The sequence below is a fragment of the Kroppenstedtia sanguinis genome (assembly GCF_050433445.1).
GTDB classification, from domain to species: Bacteria; Bacillota; Bacilli; order Thermoactinomycetales; family DSM-45169; genus Kroppenstedtia; species Kroppenstedtia sanguinis.
Genome location: NZ_JBNPXF010000006.1, coordinates 127,992 through 152,222, shown reverse-complemented (window position 1 = coordinate 152,222; position 24,231 = coordinate 127,992). Strand labels below are relative to the sequence as shown.

Genomic DNA, 24,231 nt, shown 5'->3' with positions numbered 1-24,231 from the left:
GAGCGTAAGGGCTTTTCACCGTCCTACCATTCCGACCTTAGTTCCTACCTGAAATTGGCTAATCAACAGGCCTGAATCTTGACATTTAACAGCCGGATCCCCAGGGATCCGGCTGTTTTTTCATTCATTCCCAGAAGCTTTCTTGAAAGCTTCTTTGCAGATCGTGTATAATGTACCTAAGTGACTTGGTGCGGTTTTTTTGGGTGAACTACAATTGAATACTTTACAGGAGGAAACTTTTTTGACGAAAAACAACTCACGAAGCAAACTTTCTATTTTTGCTCTCGGTGGGTTGGATGAAATCGGGAAAAACATGTATGTGATTCGGTACGGAGACGACATCGTGGTGATCGATTCCGGATTGATGTTTCCAGAAGACGAGATGTTGGGGATCGATGTAGTGATACCGGATATCACATACCTGTTGGAGAATCGCGATAAAGTGCGCGGTATACTCCTGACGCATGGGCATGAGGACCATATTGGCGGCCTTCCTTATATTCTGAGAGAACTGAACGTACCGGTGTACGGAACCAAACTGACCATCAGCTTGGTTGAACATAAGCTCCGTGAAGCCCATCTGCTGAATAAGACCAAACGGGTGGTTGTCAATAATCGCTCTGAAGTGAAGCTGGGATCGATCCTAGCGACTTTCTTTAAGGTGAATCACAGCATTCCCGACGCGGTCGGGATTTGCCTGGAAACACCCGATGGCAGGGTAGTTCACACGGGCGACTTCAAATTTGATATGACCCCGATCAATGGTCAAACAGCTGATATGCATCGGATGGCTGAAATCGGAAAAAAGGGTGTTCTATGCCTTCTTTCGGACAGCACCAATGCGGAACGAGCTGGATTCACAGGTTCGGAACGGACTGTCAGTGAGTCTTTGGAAACGGTGTTTCGAAAAGCGAAACAGCGGGTGATCGTAGCCACTTTTGCTTCCAATATTCACCGGATCCAACAAGTGGTGGACGCGGCGGATCAACACAATCGCAAGTTGGCGGTTGTGGGACGAAGTATGGTCAATGTGGTCAATATCGGAATGGAATTGGGATATCTGCGTGTTCCCCCCGACCTTCTGATTGATCCTGACGATATCAACCGCCTTCCGGCTCACAAAGTGACGGTCATGTCCACGGGGAGCCAGGGAGAACCCATGTCTGCCTTGACGCGGATGGCCCACGGCTCTCACCGGAAAATTGAAATTCTCCCCGGAGATACGGTGGTATTGGCTGCCACGCCGATCCCGGGAAATGAGAAGTTAGTGGCCCGTACGGTGGACCAACTGTTCCGGGTTGGGGCTAATGTGGTATACAGCACCACTTCCCAACCGAGTGTCCACGTATCCGGCCATGGCTCTCAAGAAGATTTGAAACTCATGCTGAATCTGATCAAACCGAAATATTTTATCCCGATTCATGGTGAGCACCGGATGCAGCGTGCTCACTCCCAACTCGCCGAGACCGTCGGGGTCCGTCCGGAAAATATCTTCATCTGTGAAAACGGAGATGTAGTTGAATTCTCGGGCGGCAAAGCGCGTTACGGAACTAAGGTTCAGACGGGCAAAGTCTTGATTGACGGATTAGGTGTCGGAGACGTGGGAAACATCGTTCTCCGCGATCGTAAATTGCTGTCTCAGGACGGCATTCTCGTAGTTGTAGTCACCCTAAGCAAAAACAATGGCAAAATCCTGTCCGGACCCGATATTATTTCACGTGGCTTCGTCTATGTGCGCGAATCGGAAAAACTACTGGATGAAGCCAACCGCATTGTCACCCAAACGATGGAAAAATGTGCAAATGAACGGGTCAGTGAATGGGCCTCGCTTAAGACGAGCATCCGCGATGCTCTCAGTCGTTTCCTTTACGATAAGACTCGACGTCGTCCGATGATCCTTCCGATTATTATGGAAGTGTGATCGAATTGTATTTGTAAATGGCCGCACCCCCTTTAAATATATGAGGGTGCGGCTTTTACATTTTGACCGCAGCGGATTCAAATTCCATAAAGGAAGGGGAGGATGGGATCAGCTTAGCTCATGGTTCGTACTAGTGCCCCTTCAGGTAACTTTGATCCTTGTTTTTCAGCAAGGCGGAGGCAGGATGGTGGGGAGGCTCCGATCTCTTGCAAAGAGCGCAAAGGCGGATCAAATCCCCACCATCCTTACCTTACTGTGATTTTCCACACATGTTCTCTGAGGGGCACTAGCGTTTTTGCAGCCAGTCTATGGGTTATTCGGGAGTTATCTTAGAATAGGTCTGATAGGGATCCTATTGTTCTATTTGCCATTGCTGTGATTGCCGGATTGTTAATGAAAAGATTGAAGCTCTCATACCCACCGCCGTTGCGGGGAAGGTGGCTTTTCAAATTTAGCGGAAGCGGATTTTGTTGACTGTTTTTTCGAGAGCGGTCTTTCGAGAGGCTTTAAAATATAATACGGAACCTGTGGGGATATTTTTGCGGAGGTAATGTGCCACTGTTTCCGGTTGGTTGGGCAAGGAGCGAATTTTGCCTTTATATCCGGCTAACGAGGCTCCTTTAGCGATCTGTCTCGCCTGAGTTCCGACGGTGATCAGGGTGGAGGGATTGATTTGGGCTACGAATTTTCCGACCTGCCTGTGACTCTGCAGAGAGAGCTTTCCCAATGAATGCATATCCCCGAGCACGGCTACACTCTGTTTTTTTCCTGATACTTGCATGAGCACCTTCAAGCCGGCAACCATTGCAGAAGGGTTGGCATTATAACAATCGTTGATTAATAGCCAATTTTTGATGCCTTTGATTCTCTGGAGTCGCATCCGGGGTGCCGGGAAAGACTGCAATCCTTTTTGAATCTTTGAAGTGGGTACTTTCAGTTGTTTTGCGACGGCGATGGCGGCAAGTGCATTGTAAATATTATGTTGTCCCCAAACTGGAATTTGGTAGGGAACTTTTCCGATATAGAAGGACATCCCGTTTTTTGTGTATTTTACACGAGTGGCCTGGAGGGTTGCGGGGTTCTGGATTCCCAGAGTGATCACTTTGCCGCGAAATCTTCGCGTGCTGAGTCGTTTGCTACCCGCATCATCTGCATTGAGTATGAGTGTTCCCTTAGGGGCCAGTCCATCGATCAGCTCTTGTTTGGCCCGGGCTACATTGGCCAAGGAGTCGCCCAGTTTTCCGACATGAGCTTCTCCGACATTGGTGACGATTCCGAGGGACGGTTTTGCAATTTGGCACTGTTTACGGATATTACCGAAGCCGGCCATCCCCATCTCCAAGATGACGATTTGATGTTGGGGGTGTAGCAGAGTCAAATTTCCCGGCATGAGGGAGTGTAGGTTATTATTGGCGACGGATTTCAGAACTTTGTACTGGGTACTCAGGATGGACGCAAGCATTTCCTTGGTGGTGGTTTTGCCTGCACTGCCAGTGATCCCGATAAATAGCGCTCGGGATTGGGCTCTTTGCCAATGAACCAACTTCCAAAGAGCTTTTTGGGGGTCCGATACTTCAATCACTGCATGGGAGGAAGGGATTCGTTTACTCCAACCCCTGGGGACGACCACACCGGCGCTTTTCTTGCTTCGGAGTGATCTTAATTGTTTTTCTGTATTTTTTTGTGGTTTGCAGAACCAAACCACGCCTTCTCTCAGGTGTCGAGTACCGGAAACGGCATGTTTGACAGGGGTTTTAGGGGTTCCTCGTAACAGTCGCCCCCCGATCAATGAGGCTAATCGGCCCAACTGCATGGGATACAATTCTTTCACCTCCATTTTAGGATCTCATAATAAACTATGATTTTTAAAGTGAGATGGTCTGAGACAATCAGCAATTTGGACTCTGATTCTCAGCACAGTTCACAGATGTCGATGAGACTTAATATCTGTGGGTATGTGTTCTCTTGTTTCCTCCCATACTAGGAGGTGAAAAAGGGGGATGAGTATGAGTGACAAATCTGATGTGAATCCTGTAGTGCAACCACCGCCGTCGGATCCCGAAAAGGCTCCGGAGCAGGAACCAGACCCCAAAAAAAGGGGAAAGAAAGGGATCGTCGATGCGATTCAGCAGTTGGGCCAGTCCAATGTTCCGCAACTAGAGTCCAATATTCACTGCCTTTCCGTTATCGGGCAAGTGGAGGGTCATCTGGTGATGCCGGCACAAAACAAGACCACAAAATATGAACACGTGATCCCGCAGATTGTAGCGGCGGAACAGAACCAGAATATCGAGGGTATGGTGATTATCCTGAACACCGTCGGGGGGGATGTGGAGGCGGGGCTGGCCATCGCTGAAATGATCGCTTCCATGAGTAAACCGACGGTCTCACTCGTATTGGGAGGTGGACACAGTATCGGTGTTCCTATCGCCGTCGCTGCAGATATCTCCTTCATCGCGGAGACAGCGACAATGACTGTTCATCCTGTCCGGTTGACCGGGCTGGTGGTGGGGGTTCCACAAACCTTTGAATATATGGAAAAAATGCAAGACCGGGTGATCCGGTTTGTCTCCTACCATTCGGAAATCGGTGAAGAGCGATTCCGAGAGCTGATGTTCCGGACTGGGGATCTGGCCCGGGATATCGGGACCAATGTGATTGGTGAGGATGCGGTGAAGTATGGGCTAATCGACCGTGTCGGCGGCTTGGCTGAAGCGTTAGGGGAGCTGAATCGCCGGATTGAACTGAATCGCCAGGGTGGTGTAGTCCAGTGATCTATTACTCAGTGATTCCCGCCGAAGCTGCTTTCCAGGATCCTTCCCAACCGCAACCGGAAATCCGGGAGGTTTTGGTGGACGGAGTATCCATGGCTGTGGAGATGGATGGTCCTGGTGAAGGCCGGATTCTTCGTTTGTTGTCAACAGATCCTGCCCATTACCTGGATTCCCGTTATCAACCGGGTTCCAAGGTCAGTTTGAAATTTTGACCCTCTTTTGCCCTCCAGTGACTACTGGAGGGTCTTACCATGTTATAATAAGGAATAGACATGGTTTGAATTAGAAAAGGTGGTCGGTTATGGGCAAGAAAAAGAAAAAAAGATCGGGTGGGATTTCCAAAGCGCTCCTGTTTGAATTGTACGGGATCATCCTGTTCACCCTGTCCTTGCTGGCCATCGCCGGACTGGGGGCGGTGGGCCGTTCGCTGTGGTATCTGTCCCGCTTTTTTTTCGGCAGCTGGGGCTTTCTTCTCCCTTTGGGGGGGATAGTTCTCGCTATGCGGGTGATGGTGAAACGTAGCTGGCCGGGGCGCTGGTCTGCACGTTGGACTGGAATCCTCCTGGTCGTCCTCACGTTTTTAATCTGGAACCATATGGACACCTTTGACACGTTGGAAGCCCGAGGACAGGGAGGGCCCGTCCTTTCCGTGACCTTGGATCGGGTTCTGGAAGAGAGAAATTCCCGACTGCCCACAGAGATCGGGGGCGGAATGGTCGGGGCTTTAGGATATGCTCTGTTTCAATTTCTCTTTGACCGATCCGGTTCCACCTTGGCAGTGATCGCTCTCGGGATGGTGGGAATCCTGTTGGCGACGGGCTTTTCCTATGTGAACACTTTGAAGTCCCTCAGAAATTGGTGGAGAGCTCGACTTCGGGAATGGAAAGGTTATTTGATCCGACGGTTTTCCTCCTCCCAGGTCAAAGAGAGTGAAAAAGCGCAGAAGCGTCCCCGTAAAAGCCAGAAGAAAGATAAAAGTGCGCCAGCGGTTGCGACACCTGAGATTCCAGTCATTCACGATTTTTCCGAAAAGAAAGAGACCTCTCCACTGCCGGATCAACCGGAACTCTTCCCTGACACGAAGCTGAAAGCACCAGCTGTCACAAAGAAGCAGACAGGGGAGGAAACCGTGGTGGTTCGGTTTAATAAAGAAGAGGATCTACCGGAGTATCGACTGCCACCCTTCACGCTACTAGAAAAGCCGGGAAAAAGTGGTGGTCAGCAGGATCGCAGGGGAATGGCCGATAATGCTCGTAAATTGGAAGCCACCCTGGAAAGTTTCGGGGTGAAGGCCCAAGTGACCCAGATTCACAGGGGACCGGCGGTGACACGCTACGAAATTCAGCCAAATACAGGAGTGAAGGTGAGCCGGATCGTCAATTTGGCTGACGACATCGCTCTGGCTTTGGCAGCAAAGGATATTCGAATCGAAGCGCCGATTCCGGGCAAATCTGCGTTAGGGATTGAGGTTCCTAATCCAGAGGTTTCCATCGTCGGTCTCCGGGATGTATTGGAGAGCTCTCTATACCATGAGGCATCTTCCAAACTGTCTATCGGGTTGGGGAGGGATATCTCGGGAGAACCGATTGTAGGAAATCTGACTCAGATGCCCCATCTGTTAGTTGCAGGTGCGACAGGCTCAGGGAAGAGTGTTTGTATAAATGATATTATTTGCAGTATCCTGTACAAGGCCAAGCCTCATGAAGTCAAGTTTATGATGATTGACCCCAAAATGGTGGAGTTGAATATTTACAACGGAATTCCTCATCTGCTGGCACCGGTGGTAACCGATGTCCGCAAAGCTGCCGTCGCTCTTAAAAAGGTAGTGGCCGAGATGGAGAAACGATATGAGCTGTTTGCGGAAATCGGAGCTCGGGATATCGATCGCTATAACCAACTGGTCCGTCAAAAAGAACAAGGAAAATCTCTTTTGCCATACATTGTGGTGATCGTCGATGAATTGGCGGATCTGATGATGGCAGCACCCGCAGATGTGGAGGATGCGATCTGCCGGTTGGCGCAGATGGCGAGAGCAGCGGGGATTCACCTGATTATCGCGACTCAGCGACCTTCTGTCGATGTGATCACCGGATTAATCAAGGCGAACATCCCATCACGGATCGCCTTTGGTGTCTCCTCTCAAACCGACTCCCGCACTATTTTGGACATGGGCGGAGCGGAAAAATTGTTGGGTAGAGGGGATATGCTCTATCTTCCAGTGGGAGCTTCCAAACCGATCCGTGTACAGGGATCTTTTGTCTCGGATCAGGAAGTGGAGGCCGTGGTCCACTATGTAAAGGATCAGCAGCAAGCCCGTTATCATGAAGAGATGATTCCCGATGACGGGGAGACGGAGGACGTCAATGGGAGGGAAGTGGAGGATGAGCTTTTTCCCCAGGCGGTTCAGCTGGTGGTGGAAGCGAAGACCGCTTCCGTATCCCTGTTGCAACGTCGTCTGCGAGTGGGGTATACTCGGGCTGCCCGCTTGATCGACTTTATGGAGGAGCGGGGAATCGTCGGTCCCTACGAAGGGAGTAAGCCGAGAGAAGTATTGATGACGCCGGAACAATTGTCTAAACAACAGATCTCCTAGTCGAGTCGTTTTATAAAAGGCTGGTCAATTGGACAACTGCATGGTATAACAATAAAGGGGTATGAAACCCGCAGGGAAAAACGGTTTCACATTGATTCCGGACAAGCCGTTATCCCACAGGTGCATCCTCCTCTACTTTTTACAAGCTGTTACCATACTCAAGGGGGTTCACTGCATGAAAAGAAAATCCTGGAGCATCTTGCTTCTGAGCGCCTTGCTCGTCATCGCCACAGGCTGTGGCGCCGGTGGGAATCAAGCTGGCGACAAGGGAGAGGGTTTTTCCGCCGGTTTGGTGACGGACACCGGCGGGGTCAACGATGAGTCCTTCAACCAGTCGGCTTGGGATGGTATGGAGAAGGCGAAGAAGGATTTGGGTGCCAAAATCAAATATTTGGAATCCAAGCGGGATGAGGATTATATCCCTAATTTGACGCGATTTTCCAGGGAAGAACAAGATATTATTTGGGGGATCGGCTTTAAATTAAACAAAGCAATTCCGGAAGTAGCAGATCAGTTCCAGGATCGTAAATTCGGGATCGTGGATGACAACCTGGGAGGGAAAATTCCAGACAATGTGGTTGCCGTCACTTTTAAGGAGCATGAAGGCTCCTTCCTGATGGGTGTCATCGCCGGTTCCATGACCAAAACCAATAAAGTGGGTTTCATCGGCGGCATCAGCTCGCCCTTGATCAAAAAGTTTGAGGTGGGCTTCAAAGCAGGAGTTCAAGCCGCCAATCCCAAGGCCAAAGTGACTACGGTCTATGCGGAAAGCTTCGATGATGTATCCAAAGGTCGTTCCTTGGCTTCCAACATGTACAATGATGGAGCGGATATTATTTATCACTCCGCTGGCGGAGTGGGCAAAGGCCTCTTTGACGAAGTAAAAACACGGGAAAAAGGAAAATATTGGGCTATCGGAGTCGACCTGGATCAGTCCAAACTGGCTCCTGACCATACCCTCACTTCCATGGTGAAACGGGTGGACCGGGCTGTGTTCGATATTATGAAAGATATGAAGGAGAAGGACGAGTTTCCCGGTGGTAAGCAGGTGGAGCTCGGCTTGAAGGAAGATGCGGTGGGCCCGGCTGAAACGTCCAACAAGCATGTTCCTGATAAAGTGATGAAGAAAGTGGAAGATTATAAACATCAGATCATGGATGGAAAAATCGAAGTTCCCTCCAACGAACAAGAACTGAAAAAATTTAAACCGTAACCTATTTTGTCAGCCGAGCGGAACCGGGCTAGCCTAGAGCTAGCCCTTTTCGCCGATAAAAGGAAGGAGGCTCCCATGAATATCGTCGAAATGAAGGGGATCACCAAACGGTTTCCCGGAATTGTGGCCAATGACCAGATCCATCTGGAAGTCAAAGAAGGGGAGATTCATGCCCTCTTGGGTGAAAATGGTGCGGGAAAGTCCACCTTGATGAACATTCTGTTTGGACTTTACCAGCCGGATGAAGGGGAGATTTGGATCCAGGGAAAACCGGTTCAAATCACCGGCCCCAATATGGCTGGGAAGTTGGGAATCGGGATGGTCCATCAACACTTTATGCTGGTGGATCCCTTTACCGTAACTGAGAACATTATATTGGGGAAGGAACCGGTGAAACGCGGCTGGATCGATTGGGCGAGGGCGGAGCAGGAAGTCCAGGAGATCTCGGACCGGTATGGTCTTCGTGTCGATCCCAGGGCACGAATCCGGGATATTTCCGTCGGTATGCAACAACGAGTGGAGATTTTGAAGACACTGTATCGCGGTGCCGACATTCTGATTTTTGATGAACCTACGGCGGTGCTGTCTCCGCAAGAGATTCAGGAATTGATCGAAATTATGAACAATCTGGTCAAAGAAGGAAAGACCATTATTTTTATCACCCACAAACTGAAGGAAATCATGCAGGTCTGTGATCGGGTGACTGTGATCCGCCGTGGAAAATATATCAACCGGGTGAAGGTGGAGGAAACCGATGAGAACCGACTCGCTTCGATGATGGTGGGGAGGGAAGTCTCTTTTGCCGTCGAAAAGGAAGTAGCGCAGCCCCAGGAGGCAGTTCTGTCCATTGAGGATTTGCACGTAACCGACTCCCGGGGTGTCGGTGCGGTCAACGGACTCGATCTGGAGGTTCGGGCAGGTGAGATTGTGGGGATTGCCGGTGTGGACGGGAACGGTCAGACGGAGTTGCTGGAGGCGATCACTGGGTTGCGGAAGGTGCAAAAGGGGAAAATCAGTCTGAATCACTCCGAGATCACGAACCGAAGGCCCCGGGAAATCACCGAAAGCGGAGTGGGGCACATTCCCGAGGACCGGCATCGCCGCGGACTGATTCTTGATTTCTCTGTCAGTGAAAACATGGTTTTGCAAACCTATTATCAGGCTCCTTTTGCCAAAGGGATCAATCTGCAATATGACCAGATCCATCCCTATGCCGAGCGTTTGATCCAGGAGTTTGATGTACGAACTCCCGATATTCATACATCAGCACGGGCCCTTTCCGGCGGAAACCAGCAGAAAGGGATTATTGCCCGGGAGGTGGATCGGGACCCCGATCTGCTGATTGCAGCCCAGCCGACTCGAGGTCTCGATGTAGGGGCGGTTGAATTTATCCATAAACGGCTGGTGGAGCAACGGGATAAAGGAAAAGCAGTTCTCTTGATGTCCTTGGAATTGGATGAAGTGATGAAACTGAGCGACCGGGTTGCCGTCATCTATGAAGGAAAGATCGCAGGCTGGGTCGATCCTCGAACCGCAACAGAAGAAGAAGTGGGGCTGTTGATGGCTGGTAGCTCTGCGGATACGGAGGTGAAACACGGATGCAACTGATACAGCGAAAGCAGTCGGCCTTCCTGACCTCCCTGATATCTGTCTTGCTTGGAATGCTGGTGGGGGCCGTGATGATGTTAGTGGCTGGTTATGACCCGATCAAGGCTTACTCCGCTCTGCTATCCAGTGCATTTCTCATGCCATATGATATCGGGGAGACGATCCGAACCATCTCACCCTTGATCTTGACGGGTCTTGCAGTGGGCTTGGCTTACCGGACTGGCTTGTTTAATATCGGGGTGGAAGGGCAGTTTATCATCGGCCAATTGGCAGCGACGATTATCGCTCTCAAACTGGATCTGCCTCCGGTGATTCACACTGTGGTGGCTGTGATTGCCGGTGCTGTCGGGGGAGCTTTATGGGCTTTCCTGCCCGGACTGCTCAAAGCGGTTCGAGGGGTTCATGAAGTGATCGTGACGATCATGATGAACTTCATCGCTTTATATCTTTCCAACGTGCTGGTTCGGGAATGGTTGTCCAACGGAGCCGATTCCACGGAAAAGATTCCGGCGTCTGCCTCCCTTCGCTGGAGTGATCTCTCTTCTCTTTTTGGGGGTGCACGGATTCATATCGGTATTTTTATCGCGCTGGCCACCGCACTCTTAATGTATTACCTCCTGTGGCGGACCACTTCCGGGTTTGAATTGCGGGCAGTCGGTTTTAACCCCGACGCTTCCGAGTACGCCGGGATGAGTGTGAAGCGGAATCTGATCTTGTCAATGATGATCAGCGGTTCTTTTGCCGGTTTGGCTGGAGCTTCAGAGTTGCTGGGAACATCGGGCTATCTGGCGATTCAGGCAGCCCATACCGGCATCGGCTTTGACGGAATCGCTGTCGCCTTACTGGGAGCTAATTCTCCGTTGGGAATTATCTTGGCAGGTTCGCTGTTTGGGATTCTCACATACGGAGGCAACAATATGCAATTCGTGGAAGGCGTTCCTTTCGAGGTGGTGCGGGTGGTCTTTGCGGCCGTTATCCTTTTTGTCGCGGCCAATATTGTCCGTTGGGGTACCCAGAAGTTCCGGAAAAAGGCGGTGAAAAACGATGCTTGATATCCTCACCAATATCTTGCAGACCACAGTTCTCTACGCCACTCCCTTGATTCTAGCCGCCCTCGGAGGGTTGTTTTCGGAAAGGTCTGGTGTGGTTAACATCGGCCTGGAAGGTCTGATGACCATCGGGGCGTTCATGGGAGCTGTTGTGACTCTGGCGACGCATAATCCGTGGATCGGTCTGTTAGCAGCGGTTGTCGCTGGAATTTTGTTTGCTCTGCCCCATGCGGTGGCCTCGATCACTTTCAAAGCGGATCAGGTGGTCAGCGGTGTGGCTATCAATTTCCTCGCTTTGGGAGTGTCTGTCTATTTGGTGAAGTCCTTATATAACGGAGCGGCCCAGACGCCAACGGTAAAGGAAACCCTTACTAGGCTCCCGATTCCTGGTCTGGATCAAATTCCTGTGATTGGGCCGGCTTTGTTTAATGCTTTTCCTACTACGTATCTAGCGGTCTTGTTGGTGATCGTTACTTACTTTCTCCTGTATCGGACTCCCTTTGGCATGCGCCTCCGGGCAGTAGGGGAGCATCCCCGTGCTGCTGAGACCATGGGGGTAAATGTGTTCCGGATGAGATATATCGCCGTGTTGATCAGCGGGGCGTTGGCAGGTGCCGGAGGTGCCGGGCTTTCCATCGCCATCGGGAGTGAGTTCAATCAAACGACTGTGGCTGGTCAAGGATTTATCTCCCTGGCGGCATTGATTTTTGGGAAATGGAATCCCTTTGGCGTTCTAGGGGCCGCCACATTCTTCGGGTTTGCCGTCGGTTTGGCCCTGATCGGACAAGTCTTTGGTCTGACAACTTATATTCCCAGTGAAGTTCTCAACATGCTTCCTTATATCCTGACCATTTTGGCCTTGGCCGGATTTGTCGGGCGAGCCCAGGGACCTGCTGCCGTGGGCAAGCCTTATGAAACTGGTGGACGCTAATAATCAATCAGAAACTAGAGCTTTGATTAACCATAAAGTAGATGTTGGGATGGCTACGATCTCTTGCAAAGAGCGCAAAGGCTCTCACCATCCCGACCTAAAATATGGCTAATCAACACGCCTGCAATCAGACGTCTTTTCCTGTCGGGGAGAGGCGTTTTTTGTACTCCGTAGGGGGATTGCGCAGGTTGTCAGAGATATTTCTTCGATCCAGGGACATAATATAAAACAGAAGTCGGAGCATTGTAGATCCTTTTCGAGTGTCTCTCCTTTCTTATATAATGGAGGATACATACTCAGAGAAAAGAGGTGTTGGTGTGTCTGAAATGTCTTTTGAATCGGTGAATGTGGGAAATCTCAGGGTTCATGTTTGTTCGACGGATAAATTTAAGACCACATTGATGATGGCGATGGTTCAGCAACAACTGTCTACAGAGACAGTGACTCGTCATGCTCTCTTACCGAATGTCCTACAACGGGGCACCCAGACCCACCCTTCAACAGTGGGACTGAAACGCAAATTGGATGATCTGTATGGGGCTACACTGTTTGGAGATGTGTTCAAGCGAGGAGAGCGACATATTCTCCAATTGGGGCTGGATCTGGCAGAGGGTTCATTCTTAACTGATGCCGATACTTTGCTGGAGGAAGGGGCCGCTTTTCTGGGAGAGCTTCTGTACCGGCCGGTGACGGATGGGGAAACTTTTCGGGAGGAGTATGTGCGAGCAGAGAAGAAAAATCTGAAGCAGAAAATTGAAAGCTTGATGGATGATAAAATCCGTTTTGCCGCTCTTCGCTGTGTGGAGGAGATGTGCAAAGGGGAACCTTATGCACTGTTTAATCATGGGCGGTTACAGGATCTGGACGGGATCAACCCTCAAAATCTCTATACATACTATCGGGAACTGATCCGGACTTGTCCGATTGATCTGTACTTTGTCGGTAACTTGAGCGTGGATCGCGCAGTGAAGCTGGTTGAAGAACACTTCTCCGTGGAGACAGCATCCAGGGCAGAATTGCCTCCCATCCAGGTGAAGTCTGATCGAGGCGAAGTGCGGGAAGTGGTGGATCACCTGGATGTGAATCAGGGAAAATTGAATATGGGATGTCGGACCGGGGTGACTTACGCTGATGATAACTACGCGGCTTTGATGATGTACAATGGGGTTCTGGGGGGATTCCCCCATTCCAAACTATTTATCAATGTGCGGGAGAAAGCCAGTCTGGCCTATTATGCGGCTTCTCGCGTAGAAAGTCACAAGGGGATACTCACAGTTCAATCCGGAATCGAGATCGCCAACTATCAGAAGGCGGTGGACATCATCCGGGATCAATTTGATCAGATGAGGCAAGGGAAGTTTACGGATTTGGAAATCTCTCAGACCCGTGCGATGCTGACCAACCAGTTGAAAGAGAGACAGGATCGAGCCCTGGATCTAGTGGATGCCCATTACCATGGGATGGTGGGGGGCAGAGAGCGTCCTTTGGAGGAAATGATCGAGGCCATCGGTCAGGTAACACGGGAAGAGATTACAGATGTGGCTCAAAAAGTGACTCTCGATACCATCTATTTCTTGAGAGATCGGAAAGGGGGAGAAGACAATGGAAAAAATTGAACATCAACAACTGAGGGAAACTTTGTTTCACGAAGAGCTCCCCAACGGTCTGCAAGTCTATCTGTTGCCAAAGCCGGATTTCAACAAGACTTACGCCACATTTACCACCAGTTATGGCTCGATTGACAATCATTTTATCCCGCCGGGAGGGCAAGAACTTCAAGTGCCTGACGGGATTGCCCATTTTTTGGAGCACAAAATGTTTGAAGAGCCTGATGGGGATGTATTCAGCCGTTTTTCCAACCAGGGTGCTTCCGCCAACGCATTTACCAGTTTTGAACGGACGGCGTATCTTTTTTCCTGTACGGAAAATGTGGATCAAAATTTAACTACTCTGATCGATTTTGTACAGAGTCCTTATTTTACGGACCCGTCAGTGGAAAAAGAGAAGGGGATCATCGGTCAGGAAATTCGGATGTATGAGGATAATCCCGACTGGCGTTCTTATTTTGGGCTGATCGAAGGGATGTTTAAAAAACATCCCATCCATATCGATATCGCCGGAACTGTGGAATCGATCGATAAAATCACCAAAGAGACGCTTTATACCTGTTACGAGACTTTTTATCATCCGAGCAATATGCTCTTGTTTGTGGTGGGTCCGGTAGATCCAGAACAAACGATGGCATTAGTCCGGCAAAATCAAGCAGAGAGGCCTTATGAAAAGCAAGGAGAGATCCGACGTATCTTTCCGGAAGAGGATGCAGGAGTCGCCCAGGAGATCACAGAAGTATCCTTGGCGGTGGGAATTCCCAAATGCATGTTCGGTTTCAAGGAGAGTCACATCGGTTTGACCGGAGATGATTTACTTCGGCAGGAGCTGCTCACAGAAGTGATGTTGGAGGCCCTGTTCGGGCAAGGGTCGGACTTGTATCAGTCGTTGTACGATGACGGGCTGATCGACGATCAGTTCGGTTACGATTACAGTTTGGAGAAGGGGTATGGTTTTTCCATAGCGGGTGGAGATACCATGGATCCCGAGGCCTTGGTGGAGCGAATCCGGAAGGAGCTTCCTCCGCTTGTGCAAAAGGGAATTTCGCAAGATGTGGTGGAGCGGATCCGGAAAAAGAAACTGGGGAACTATCTCAGGTCTTACAATTCCCCGGAATGGATTGCCAATCAGTTTACCCGTTATAAGTTCAGCGGAACAGATCTGTTCAATATCATTCCGTTGTTGGAGGATCTCAAGGCAGACGAGGTGAACCAACGTCTGAGGGAACACATCGGATGGGATCGGTTCGCAGTCTCCATCGTCCGCAGTTGATCCAATCGGAAATGGGGATGGAAAAGGGAGGCGCGTGTGGTTGCGAGCACCCTGGGCGCGACTGGTTTTCCAGCTATCTCGGACCAGCATATTTAGAGTTGAAAACCATTGACGTGCCCTGCGGCGCGTCTTCTTTCTTGGAAGGGGAAGACAGATGAGTCTATCATTGCAGGGAGAGACCGCGTTAGTATCGGGAAGCAGCCGAGGAATCGGAGCGGCTGTTGTTCGCCGACTGGCCGAGGAGGGTTCCGATGTAGCTGTAGTTTATCGTCAGGCGCGGGAGCAGGCGGAAGAAACCGTAGAAGCGTGCCGATCCTTTGGGGTCAAAGCCTTCGCCTATCAGGCGGATGTCCGGTTTCGCACCGAGGTTGAGAATTTGATGGAAAAGGTAGGCGAAGATTTGGGATGGCCTACTCTCTTGGTTCACAGTGCTGGGGTGGCGGGAGAAAGTTGGGTGCTCCAGGATGTGACAGATGAAGAGTATGACCGGGTGATGGATACCCACGTCCGAGGGGCTGTTCATCTGACGCAAGCCATCTTGCCTGAGATGATTCGTCGCAGGAGAGGGCGAGTCATCCTGCTCTCCTCGATCTGGGGCGAATCAGGGGGAGCGGGGGAAGTTTTGTATTCTGCGGCGAAAGGAGCGTTAAACGGTTTGACACGGGCGCTGGCCAAAGAGGTGGCCCCTTCAGGAGTCACCGTCAATGCTGTCGCTCCGGGAGCGATCCAGACGGACATGTTGGCGGAGCAGTTGTCAGGGGAGGAGCAGCGGGAATTATCTCAGCAAATTCCTGTGGGTCGTCTGGGAACAGCGGAGGAGGTGGCCACCTTGGTCAGCTGGTTGTGTCGCCGAGAAGCGGAGTATTTGACAGGACAAGTTCTTCATATCAACGGAGGCTGGTATCCGTAACCTTACCATCTGGATTTTATCAGGGATGCTGTGGTCACCCCCGGACCATGTATAAGCGGGAACCGTTAGGTTCATATTACCAATGAAAACATATCCCGATGAGGGGGTTTTGACCCATGTCAGTATTGAATGACTTTGATGAGTGGAAAAGCTTCTTGTCCCAACGTGTAGAGCAAGCGCAGGGGATGGGGATGAACCAAGAGACGATCAACGACGTGGCTCATCAGATCGGTGATTATCTAGCTAAGGAGATCAGTCCCCAAAATTCCCAGGAACGTCTGTTGAAAGAACTGTGGAATGCCGCAGATGAACAGGAGCAACAAACCATAGCCGGATTGATGGTCAAGTTGGTCCGTGATGAAGCGGGTCCTCAACAGTGATTTTCAGGATGAAGCACCTGTCGCAGGGTGCTTCATTTTTTTGCCCCACATTTTCTGTGATGTTGGGTTCCTCTTTCCAGGTGACATGTGGTATACTATAAAACAAATTTGTAAGGTTTTCTAAGAGTACAGAACAATTTGACAGACCATGGAAGGTGTGCGGCTATGGGCAGTCACGATTGGTATATTGAATACCAGATTCATAATAATCGACCCGGTCTGTTAGGAGATTTGGCTTCCCTGCTGGGAATGCTCTCCATTAACATTATCACCATCAACGGGGTGGAGAACAAACGCAGGGGGATGCTTCTCAACACAGATGACCGGGAGAAGATTCACGCCTTGAAGCACATCTTGAACCGGGTGGACAATATTACGGTTACGGCACTTCGTCCGCCCACGCTGATGGATCGAATGGCAGTTCGCCATGGTCGTTATCTCGATCGTTGCCTAGAAGATAATAGAACTTACAGGTTTACCCGTGAAGAGTTGGGTTTGTTGGTGGATTTTATGGCCGAGCTGTTTAAAAAGAAAGGGCACCAATTGATCGGGTTACGTGGAATGCCCCGGGTAGGGAAAACAGAGTCCGTGGTGGCTTCCAGTGTATGTGCCAACAAGCGTTGGACTTTCGTTTCCTCCACCCTGCTCAAACAGACGGTTCGAAAACAGCTTGCCGAGGATGAGATGAATACGGAGAACGTCTATATCATCGATGGGGTGGTTTCCACGCTTCGCGCGACGGAACGACACCACATGTTGGTGCAGGAAATTATGCGGATGAATGCCACGAAAGTCATTGAACATCCCGATGTTTTTATCCGAGAGACTGAATACACTTTGAACGATTTTGACTATATCATCGAATTGAGGAACCATCAGGATGAAGTGATCAGTTATGATGTTCTTGATGAGGATCTCACTGCTTTCGATATTAGATAGAGAAGGATCGGAATTCAGGAGGTGCAGTTATGTCTGGTATCGGAATCCTGTTGAGGGAGACGAGGGAGGCTAAGGGCTACTCGCTAGAACAGGTGCAGCAGAGTACCAAGATTCACATCGAGTATCTGCGTGCACTAGAAAATGACCAGTTTGATTCCTTGCCGAGCCCTTTTTATGTCCGTGCGTTTCTTAGATCCTATGCGCACTGCCTCGGTTTGGATGCTCAACCGTTGATGGATCGGTATGAACGGATGGCGATTCCTGGAGGAGTGCCTCGCAGGCAACCTCTGGCTCCTCAAGGGATGGAACGGGAAGACTTGAGGAGCAGAGGTGTTGGGCAACGTTCTTTTCGGGGGGATCCTCGATTGGGTCGAACTTATCCTTCAAAACAACAACGCATGACGTCGCCGAAGGGGCAACCGATACAGCCCTTTTCGGATCCCAACCCCCAGCCCCCAATCCGCAATCGACAGCAGCCGATCTCTCCATTGGATACCGGATGGAGAGGGCAAGAAGAAACTATGCAATCACCTTCCGATATCCAAGGTGGACCGTCCCCTCTCCCAAGGGCAGGAAACATCCCGACTCCACCCTCTCACCCAGGGGCAGGGAATATCCAGTCTCCTCAATCGAGAGGGGATCACTTCCGACATACGCAACGAATGCAGCCCATCGACCGCCAGCCGGCAGCTGCCCGTTCCGGCGAATCACAGGAACAGTTGCAACAGACGATGACTCCCCGCAAGGTGTCGCAAGAGATGAAGCGGGGAGTGGAAAAAGGGGACGGCAAACCGAAAAAGCGTGGAGCCAGTAAGTGGATGGTTCGCGTGGCTTCCATCGGAGCATTGTTGTTGGTTTCCATCGGGGGGTATACGATCCTGACGAACACCTCCGAGTCGGGGACATCCGAACAGTCGTCAGCGGACCAACCATCGGCTGGGATTCCCAAAAACGACAACACCGCTAATGCTCAGGATGTGAGTACCCCACAATTGAACAAAGTGAAAACGGGCAATGACATCGAAGGCGATCTGTTCAACCTGGAAAGTGCAAAAAAGATCGAAGTGGAGATCAAATCGGTCAAGGGAAGTACCAATCTATCAGTCGGTAGTAAAGTGAACAATGTAGAGGAGTCCTACGAGATCAAAACGGGGGAACAGCGGAAGTTGAAATCGGATGAGTTTATCTGGTTCCGTCTGGTAAAACCATCCAGTACGCAAATCAAAGTGAACGGCGAAGAGATCGATACGACGGCCCAGGATGTTCCTAAGAGCTACCGAATCCAACTGAAAAAATAATCATCAAAAAACAAATCACTCGTAGGAGGTGGGCCGGGTGTCGGTTGAAATCGGTCACCGGCTCAGACAAGCCCGGGAAGCACAAGGGTACTCCCTTGACGAGATGGAACATTACACCAGGATACCTGCCTATGACCTCGCATCCCTGGAAGCCGGCGATTTTTCGAATCTTTCTAGTCCCTATTACATTCGGGTATACCTCAGGACCTATGCAAATACGCTTGGGCTAGATCCTCGGGAGATTGTGGGAGCGTATCGTTCGGCAATGAAAGAGGTTGCCAAAGGTAGAAATGTAGTCGGTCACTCAAATCGGGGATCTGTTTCCCGGGGATCCAGCCGAAGATCAAGTACTCATTCTCTCTCGATGGGAGACGAGGAACAGACTGCGAGTAGCATAGAGGAGGCACCTCTTTCCCGAAGTGCTCGTTTCAAGCGGCAGCAGACTGGCTCTCAAAAAATTGTGGGAGGCGAGGTGACGGGGAGATCCTCCCGAGGCGGGCGAAGAAGGGTAAGTATGCCTCCGGATGTACCGGAACCTGAAGAATTGGGGCTTTCTCCGAAACGCCAAGAAAGCCGAAAGCATTCCTTTATAGAAGAACCTTCCCTGAGCCGAAGCACTTCTAGGAAAAATTCCGCTCTTAAAAGGCGTGGCAAAGCGAAAGAATCGAAGGAAAGCAAATTTGGAATCTGGTACAACCGTTTCCTGATCGTGATGGCGCTCTTGCTTATTCCAGCTTCCATCTATGTCCTGATCTTGGTGACAGGAGAATGATGTGGAACAATAGATTAAGGAGTAGGAGTGCGCTATCCATTGGGAGCATGTTAAAAAGGGTAGTCTTTTTCTAATTTTCGCAAAAAGGGAAGACCTTTTCTTCAGCTGAGTCCCTCTCTGTAGTGGAAGTGAAAGTCAACAGAATGAAAATCAAGACTTCATAAGAAAAAGAGAAATTGTTTCCTATTTCTCATGTCAAAAGGCTCCCGTCAAGAGGGAGCCTTTTGACATGAGTCTTTTGCCTCGGTTATACTGAACAGGACTTTTTTCTCCTTTTTCAATCTGTTCTAATTCTAATATCATTTGATTCCCCATAGTGGCAGGCGGCAGGAGGTGATCCACCATGGCGAAACCGACCGATCGACTGAGACAGGCGAGGGAAGAGGCCGGACTCACTTTGGAAGATGTGCAGGACCGGACAAACATTCAAATCCGGTACCTTCAAGCATTGGAGGATGGAGATTTTTCGGTTCTTCCCGGAAAATTTTACACTCGTGCTTATCTAAGGAATTATGGGGAGTTTCTTGATCTGGATCCGGCACCCATGATTCAACAATTTGAAGAATCCTTCCAAAGCGAGGCGGATTCATCGCTCATCATCGAGGAGAAAGAGGAGGCATCACCGGTTCTCAGCAGGAAAGAGCGGTACGCTGCAGACAAGGGGAAGGAAAAGAAACCTTCCCTAAAGCTTTGGAAAAAAGGGTACACATGGCTGGGGATCGGGCTTGCTTTATTGATTCCGGTGGTGATTCTGTATTTTGTTTTCAGTGATGCCCCACCGGAGAAGACTGAGGAGGAAGCCACGGCCCAGGCAGAACAGGGGAAACCTCTTGGGGAAAAGAAAGACACCTCGCAGGTAAGACTGGTGAAACCTTCAGAAACCTATGATTACGGGGATGTCTTTGAAGTTTCCAATGCTAAAAAGGTAGAGGTGACCGTGGAGGCCAATAAAGATACTTGGTTTCGCTATCGGCCTGGGGGGCCGACTAAAAAGATCGATGAGGAAGCAGAGCTTGCTGCAGGAATGGAAAAAACCTTCACACATCCGGAGTGGGTTTCCCTGATGATTGGCCATCCGGAGCATGTCAAATTGACTGTGAACGGACATGTGATCGACACCTCAGAGGAGAAGAGTTCCCATGCATACCAGTTAAAGCTGAAGAAGTGAGATAGCCCGCCCATACCGGGGTGGGCATTTCCTTTTTGACACGGAAGAAAAGAATGGTTTATACTTACCTGCAGAGAATGGGAAAGTGAACGGATGAAGCCCTAGTGAGAGGGCTTGTTTTATGCGGAACCGAAGGTGTAAAATTATGGTTTTCCGATATACATAGAACGGGGTCTGTTTCTGGCGGTTTTTGAGCATGCTGGATTATGGTAAGGTTATATAGCAAGATTCGAATCCCATACGGGTTGGCGCCGGAAACAAACGAAAAGGAGACTGGACACGGAGGAGAGCATTTTGCAACCTTGTACCTTCCAATCCTGCGGGGGAGGTTCGCTGATGTGAATCTAGCAAATAAAATCACCCTGGTTCGGATTTTTCTGGTTCCGGTAGTGATGTTATTTCTTCTGGTTAATTACGATCTGGGTCAATTCCACATCGGTCAAGGTGTGATCACCGTTAGTGAGATTATCGCCACCCTGGTGTTTATTCTGGCGGCGGTGACAGACGGCTTGGACGGTTATATTGCTCGCAAACGGAAATTGGTGACCAATCTGGGGAAATTTTTGGATCCCCTGGCTGATAAACTGCTGATTTCGGCGGCGTTGATCTCTTTGGTGGAGATGCAGCGGTTAGATGCTTGGATTGCGATTGTCATTATCAGCCGAGAATTTGCAGTGACGGGTCTCCGTTTGGTGGCAGCCGCCGAAGGAAAGGTGATTGCGGCCAGTCCTCTCGGTAAATTGAAGACGATTGTCCAGATCATTGCCATTGCTGCGCTGATGTTAAACAACTTTCCCTTCTCTTTCATCGCCTTTCCTTTTTCTCAAATCCTCACTTGGTTGGCAGTTGCGATCACGATTTGGTCTGGAATCGACTACTTCTTAAAAAATCGCAGTGTCATCCACTTTACAAAGTCCCGCTAACCCCGCTGAGAAAGGAAGTCTTCGGATGCGTGCTGAATTGGTCGCGGTGGGAACGGAGTTGTTGCTGGGGCAGATTGTAGACGCTCATTCCGCGTTTTTGTCCCGGGAGCTCTCTCAACTGGGAATTGATGTGTTTTTTCATACTTCAGTCGGTGATAATCACAGTCGACTGAAAGAAGTGGTGAAGAGGGCCGTCTCCCGCTCTGAGTTGGTCATTTTCACAGGTGGATTGGGTCCGACTGAGGATGATCTGACGAAAGAAACCGTGGCAGAGGTTTTGGGGGTGCCGCTGGTGGAACACCCTCCGTCGGTAGCATCGTTGGAACAATTGTTTTCCGGAAAGGGGCAAACCATTCCAACCTCCAACTATAAACAGGCATGGGTGTTCGAAGGGGGAGAGGTGTTTCGAAATCGCAATGGAACTGCCCCTGGTGTGGCGGTATCGAAGAATTCGGTTACCTGCGTTCTCCTCCCGGGTCCTCCGACGGAGCTGTACCCCATGTATCATGAGGAAGTACGCCCCTTTTTGGAGTCGATCCGCAATACGGAGGAAGTGGTGGTGTCCAACGTTCTCCGCTTTTTCGGTATTGGCGAATCCCACCTGGTAGAGCGGCTCGGAACATTGATCCGAGACCAGACCAATCCGACGATCGCCCCTTTGGCCAAGGAAGGAGAGGTCACTCTTCGTTTGACGGCGAAGGCTGGTGATCTTCAAGGGGCGCAGGAACTGATGGCTCCGGTAAAAGAGGCGATTTTACAGTCTGTCGGCCGGTTTATGTACGGTGAAGATGATGATACCTTGGAGAAGCTGGTCATTTCCGCACTCAGAGATCAGAGGAAAAAGCTGGCTGTCGCTGAAAGTTGTACCGGGGGAATGTTGGCTCAGACATTGACATCGGTGCCCGGCAGCAGTGCCGGCTTTCAAGGTGGAATCGTCTGTTACACCAACGAGGTGAAGAAGGAAATGCTAGGGGTGTCTCCTGAGCTGTTGGAAACCCAGGGGGCGGTCAGCATGGAGTCCGCTCTCGCCTTGGCAGAAGGGGTGCGGAGTCGACTGGACACCGACTTTGGCCTCAGTGTGACAGGTGTGGCAGGGCCCGACCCGGTAGAGGGGAAACCGGTGGGCCTGGTTTATCTGGGGTTGTCCGAAAAGGGCGAGGCGCCCCGGGCTTATCGATTGGACCTTGGCGGCTCTCGGCAAAAGATTCAAATCCGTGCTGTCAAACAAGCGCTCTATACTCTGTTGGAACGATTAAAGAAAGGTGTAGCTGCGAAATGAAGCATTTTGATTCCTTTGAACTAGATTCCCTGATTATGAAGGGGATTCGGGAGATGGGGTTTGAAGAGCCATCTCCCATCCAGGCGGAATGTATTCCCGCCGTCCTCAGAGGTGAGGATGTGATCGGCCAGGCCCAGACAGGGACTGGAAAAACCGCTGCTTTTGGAATTCCGCTTCTGGAACATGTGGATCCCGGTTCTAGAAAGGTGAAGGCAGTTGTACTGGCTCCGACCCGGGAATTGGCTATCCAGGTGTCGGAAGAGCTTCGCAGGATCGGGCGTGCCAAGCGGGTGAAGACGTTGCCCATCTATGGCGGGCAGCCGATCGGACGTCAGATTAAGGCTTTGAAACAAGGCGTTCAGGTGGTGATTGGCACACCGGGGCGTATGTTGGACCACCTTCGTCGCGGAACGCTTCGTTTGGATGATGTAGAGATGTTGGTGTTAGATGAAGCGGATGAGATGTTGGACATGGGATTCATCGACGATATTGAGGCCGTGATGGATCACCTGCCGGAGAACCGACAGTTGTTGCTCTTCTCGGCAACCATCCCCCCCGCGATCCGGCAACTTTCTCGCAAATATATGAACAAGCCCCGATATATTACGGTGAGTCGCGGAGAAGTGACTGCTCCGATTATTGAACAGGTTTACTATAAAGTGTTGGAAAGCGCTAAATTGGATTCGTTGTGCCGTATTCTGGACAGTGAATCCCTGGAGCAGGGAATTCTGTTTTGCCGCACGAAAAAAGGTGTGGACGAGCTGGCTGAATCTCTGCAGGCCCGGGGATACCTTGCGGCGGGTTTACATGGGGATCTGGCTCAGCAACAACGGGATCGGGTGATGAATTCTTTTCGGCGGGGCGATATTGAACTACTGGTGGCCACTGATGTGGCGGCCCGTGGGATCGATGTGGGCACGATCTCCCATGTGATCAACTATGATATCCCGCAGGATGCGGAAAGTTATGTGCACCGGATCGGCCGGACCGGACGGGCGGGTCGCACGGGGCTTGCCTTGACGTTGGTCACCCCCCGGGAGATGAAGCAGCTTCGTTCCATTGAACATGAAATCGCCGGCGAGTTGAAGTCCCGGGAACTTCCCAGCTTGGAGGAAGTGGCGGAGAGACAACAACAGTTGTTGAAAGAGCAGTTGGTTGAGACGATCCAGTCCGGTGAACTGATTCCGATCTTTGAAGAGCTGGTGCAAAACCTGACCGATAAACACGATGCCAATCAGGTTGCGGCGGCGGCTTTGCATATGGCTTTTGCGGACCGCTTTACCGGAGCCACAGATGCAGTCTATGACTTTGGGGAAACGGGTGCGTCCCCAGGTATGGTCCGTTTCTTCATCAATGTGGGCCGCAATGCAGATATCCGCCCCCGGGAGTTAGTGAAAGCGATCGCCGAGCAGGCGGGAATCGCCGCCAAAAAAGTGGGTCGAATCAACATCTATGATCGGTTTTCATTTGTGGAAGTCCCTGAAGAAGCGGCTCCATTCGTGTTTGAAGCCCTTCGCCAGAGCAAGATCAATGGTGCTAGAGTCAATCTGGAGCCAGCCCGTCCCCGGAACCGCTCCTGACCTAAAACAACAA

Annotated in this window: 20 protein-coding genes; 19 read left to right on the top strand and 1 reads right to left on the bottom strand. The window is 50.6% G+C overall.

The window, feature by feature from the left end; translation table 11 throughout:
• Positions 1 to 241 precede the first annotated feature (241 nt).
• Positions 242 to 1,921 carry a ribonuclease J gene (locus JOD24_RS05765; RefSeq protein ID WP_380163239.1) on the top strand — a complete coding sequence of 560 codons (1,680 nt, stop codon included), beginning with the start codon at positions 242 to 244 and terminating at the stop codon, positions 1,919 to 1,921.
• 451 nt (positions 1,922 to 2,372) lie between these two features.
• Here the strand turns inward: JOD24_RS05765 and JOD24_RS05760 are convergent, their stop codons facing one another.
• On the bottom strand, positions 2,373 to 3,758 hold the full coding sequence (locus tag JOD24_RS05760) for a UDP-N-acetylmuramoyl-tripeptide--D-alanyl-D-alanine ligase (RefSeq protein WP_380163238.1): 1,386 nt from the start codon (positions 3,756 to 3,758) through the stop codon (positions 2,373 to 2,375).
• A 163-nt stretch (positions 3,759 to 3,921) separates the two neighbouring features.
• On the opposite strand from JOD24_RS05760, the gene JOD24_RS05755 reads away from it, so the two are divergent.
• The 18 genes from JOD24_RS05755 to JOD24_RS05670 all read left to right on the top strand — a co-directional run bounded on the left by JOD24_RS05755 (position 3,922) and on the right by JOD24_RS05670 (position 24,218).
• Complete coding sequence (locus tag JOD24_RS05755) at positions 3,922 to 4,695, top strand: ClpP family protease (protein WP_380163237.1); 774 nt, start codon at positions 3,922 to 3,924, stop codon at positions 4,693 to 4,695.
• The gene (locus JOD24_RS05750; RefSeq protein WP_380163236.1) at positions 4,692 to 4,907 is read left to right on the top strand and encodes a YlzJ-like family protein; all 216 of its coding nucleotides are present in this window, start codon (positions 4,692 to 4,694) and stop codon (positions 4,905 to 4,907) included. The genes JOD24_RS05755 and JOD24_RS05750 overlap by 4 nt, the downstream gene beginning before the upstream one ends.
• 89 nt (positions 4,908 to 4,996) lie before the next feature.
• Entirely contained in the window at positions 4,997 to 7,288 is a 2,292-nt protein-coding gene (locus JOD24_RS05745; protein ID WP_380163235.1) for an FtsK/SpoIIIE family DNA translocase, read from the top strand.
• Positions 7,289 to 7,463: 175 nt separating this feature from the next.
• Positions 7,464 to 8,501 carry a BMP family lipoprotein gene (locus JOD24_RS05740; protein WP_380163234.1) on the top strand — a complete coding sequence of 346 codons (1,038 nt, stop codon included), beginning with the start codon at positions 7,464 to 7,466 and terminating at the stop codon, positions 8,499 to 8,501.
• Positions 8,502 to 8,576: 75 nt separating this feature from the next.
• The gene (locus JOD24_RS05735) at positions 8,577 to 10,109 is read left to right on the top strand and encodes an ABC transporter ATP-binding protein (RefSeq protein WP_380163233.1); all 1,533 of its coding nucleotides are present in this window, start codon (positions 8,577 to 8,579) and stop codon (positions 10,107 to 10,109) included.
• Positions 10,100 to 11,161, top strand: a complete 1,062-nt coding sequence (locus JOD24_RS05730) for an ABC transporter permease (protein WP_380163232.1) — start codon at positions 10,100 to 10,102, stop codon at positions 11,159 to 11,161. Before JOD24_RS05735 ends, JOD24_RS05730 begins: the two co-directional genes overlap by 10 nt.
• On the top strand, positions 11,154 to 12,089 hold the full coding sequence (locus JOD24_RS05725; protein WP_380163231.1) for an ABC transporter permease: 936 nt from the start codon (positions 11,154 to 11,156) through the stop codon (positions 12,087 to 12,089). The genes JOD24_RS05730 and JOD24_RS05725 overlap by 8 nt, the downstream gene beginning before the upstream one ends.
• Positions 12,090 to 12,415: 326 nt before the next feature.
• Positions 12,416 to 13,705, top strand: coding sequence for an EF-P 5-aminopentanol modification-associated protein YfmF (gene yfmF / locus JOD24_RS05720; protein WP_380163336.1), 1,290 nt, complete (start codon positions 12,416 to 12,418; stop codon positions 13,703 to 13,705).
• Positions 13,692 to 14,969: an EF-P 5-aminopentanol modification-associated protein YfmH gene (gene yfmH / locus JOD24_RS05715; protein WP_429246492.1), complete on the top strand. Its 1,278-nt coding sequence runs from the start codon at positions 13,692 to 13,694 to the stop codon at positions 14,967 to 14,969. The genes yfmF and yfmH overlap by 14 nt, the downstream gene beginning before the upstream one ends.
• Before the next feature lie 154 nt (positions 14,970 to 15,123).
• Positions 15,124 to 15,879 carry an elongation factor P 5-aminopentanone reductase gene (ymfI, locus tag JOD24_RS05710; protein ID WP_380163229.1) on the top strand — a complete coding sequence of 252 codons (756 nt, stop codon included), beginning with the start codon at positions 15,124 to 15,126 and terminating at the stop codon, positions 15,877 to 15,879.
• Positions 15,880 to 15,995: 116 nt separating this feature from the next.
• Complete coding sequence (locus tag JOD24_RS05705; RefSeq protein WP_380163228.1) at positions 15,996 to 16,259, top strand: DUF3243 domain-containing protein; 264 nt, start codon at positions 15,996 to 15,998, stop codon at positions 16,257 to 16,259.
• 165 nt (positions 16,260 to 16,424) lie between these two features.
• Entirely contained in the window at positions 16,425 to 17,198 is a 774-nt protein-coding gene (locus JOD24_RS05700) for a DUF3388 domain-containing protein (RefSeq protein ID WP_429246491.1), read from the top strand.
• Positions 17,199 to 17,227: 29 nt separating this feature from the next.
• Positions 17,228 to 18,496 (top strand): helix-turn-helix domain-containing protein, encoded by a 1,269-nt coding sequence (locus JOD24_RS05695; RefSeq protein WP_380163226.1) that lies wholly within the window; start codon positions 17,228 to 17,230, stop codon positions 18,494 to 18,496.
• 37 nt (positions 18,497 to 18,533) lie between these two features.
• A complete protein-coding gene (locus tag JOD24_RS05690) occupies positions 18,534 to 19,268 on the top strand; it encodes a helix-turn-helix domain-containing protein (RefSeq protein ID WP_380163225.1) in 735 nt (244 codons plus the stop codon).
• A gap of 343 nt (positions 19,269 to 19,611) precedes the next feature.
• Entirely contained in the window at positions 19,612 to 20,436 is an 825-nt protein-coding gene (locus JOD24_RS05685; protein WP_429246490.1) for a helix-turn-helix domain-containing protein, read from the top strand.
• Positions 20,437 to 20,774: 338 nt separating this feature from the next.
• Positions 20,775 to 21,359, top strand: a complete 585-nt coding sequence (gene pgsA, locus JOD24_RS05680) for a CDP-diacylglycerol--glycerol-3-phosphate 3-phosphatidyltransferase (protein ID WP_380163223.1) — start codon at positions 20,775 to 20,777, stop codon at positions 21,357 to 21,359.
• 25 nt (positions 21,360 to 21,384) lie between these two features.
• The gene (locus JOD24_RS05675; protein WP_429246489.1) at positions 21,385 to 22,638 is read left to right on the top strand and encodes a competence/damage-inducible protein A; all 1,254 of its coding nucleotides are present in this window, start codon (positions 21,385 to 21,387) and stop codon (positions 22,636 to 22,638) included.
• Positions 22,635 to 24,218, top strand: coding sequence for a DEAD/DEAH box helicase (locus tag JOD24_RS05670; protein ID WP_429246488.1), 1,584 nt, complete (start codon positions 22,635 to 22,637; stop codon positions 24,216 to 24,218). Before JOD24_RS05675 ends, JOD24_RS05670 begins: the two co-directional genes overlap by 4 nt.
• The last annotated feature ends 13 nt before the right edge of the window (positions 24,219 to 24,231 follow it).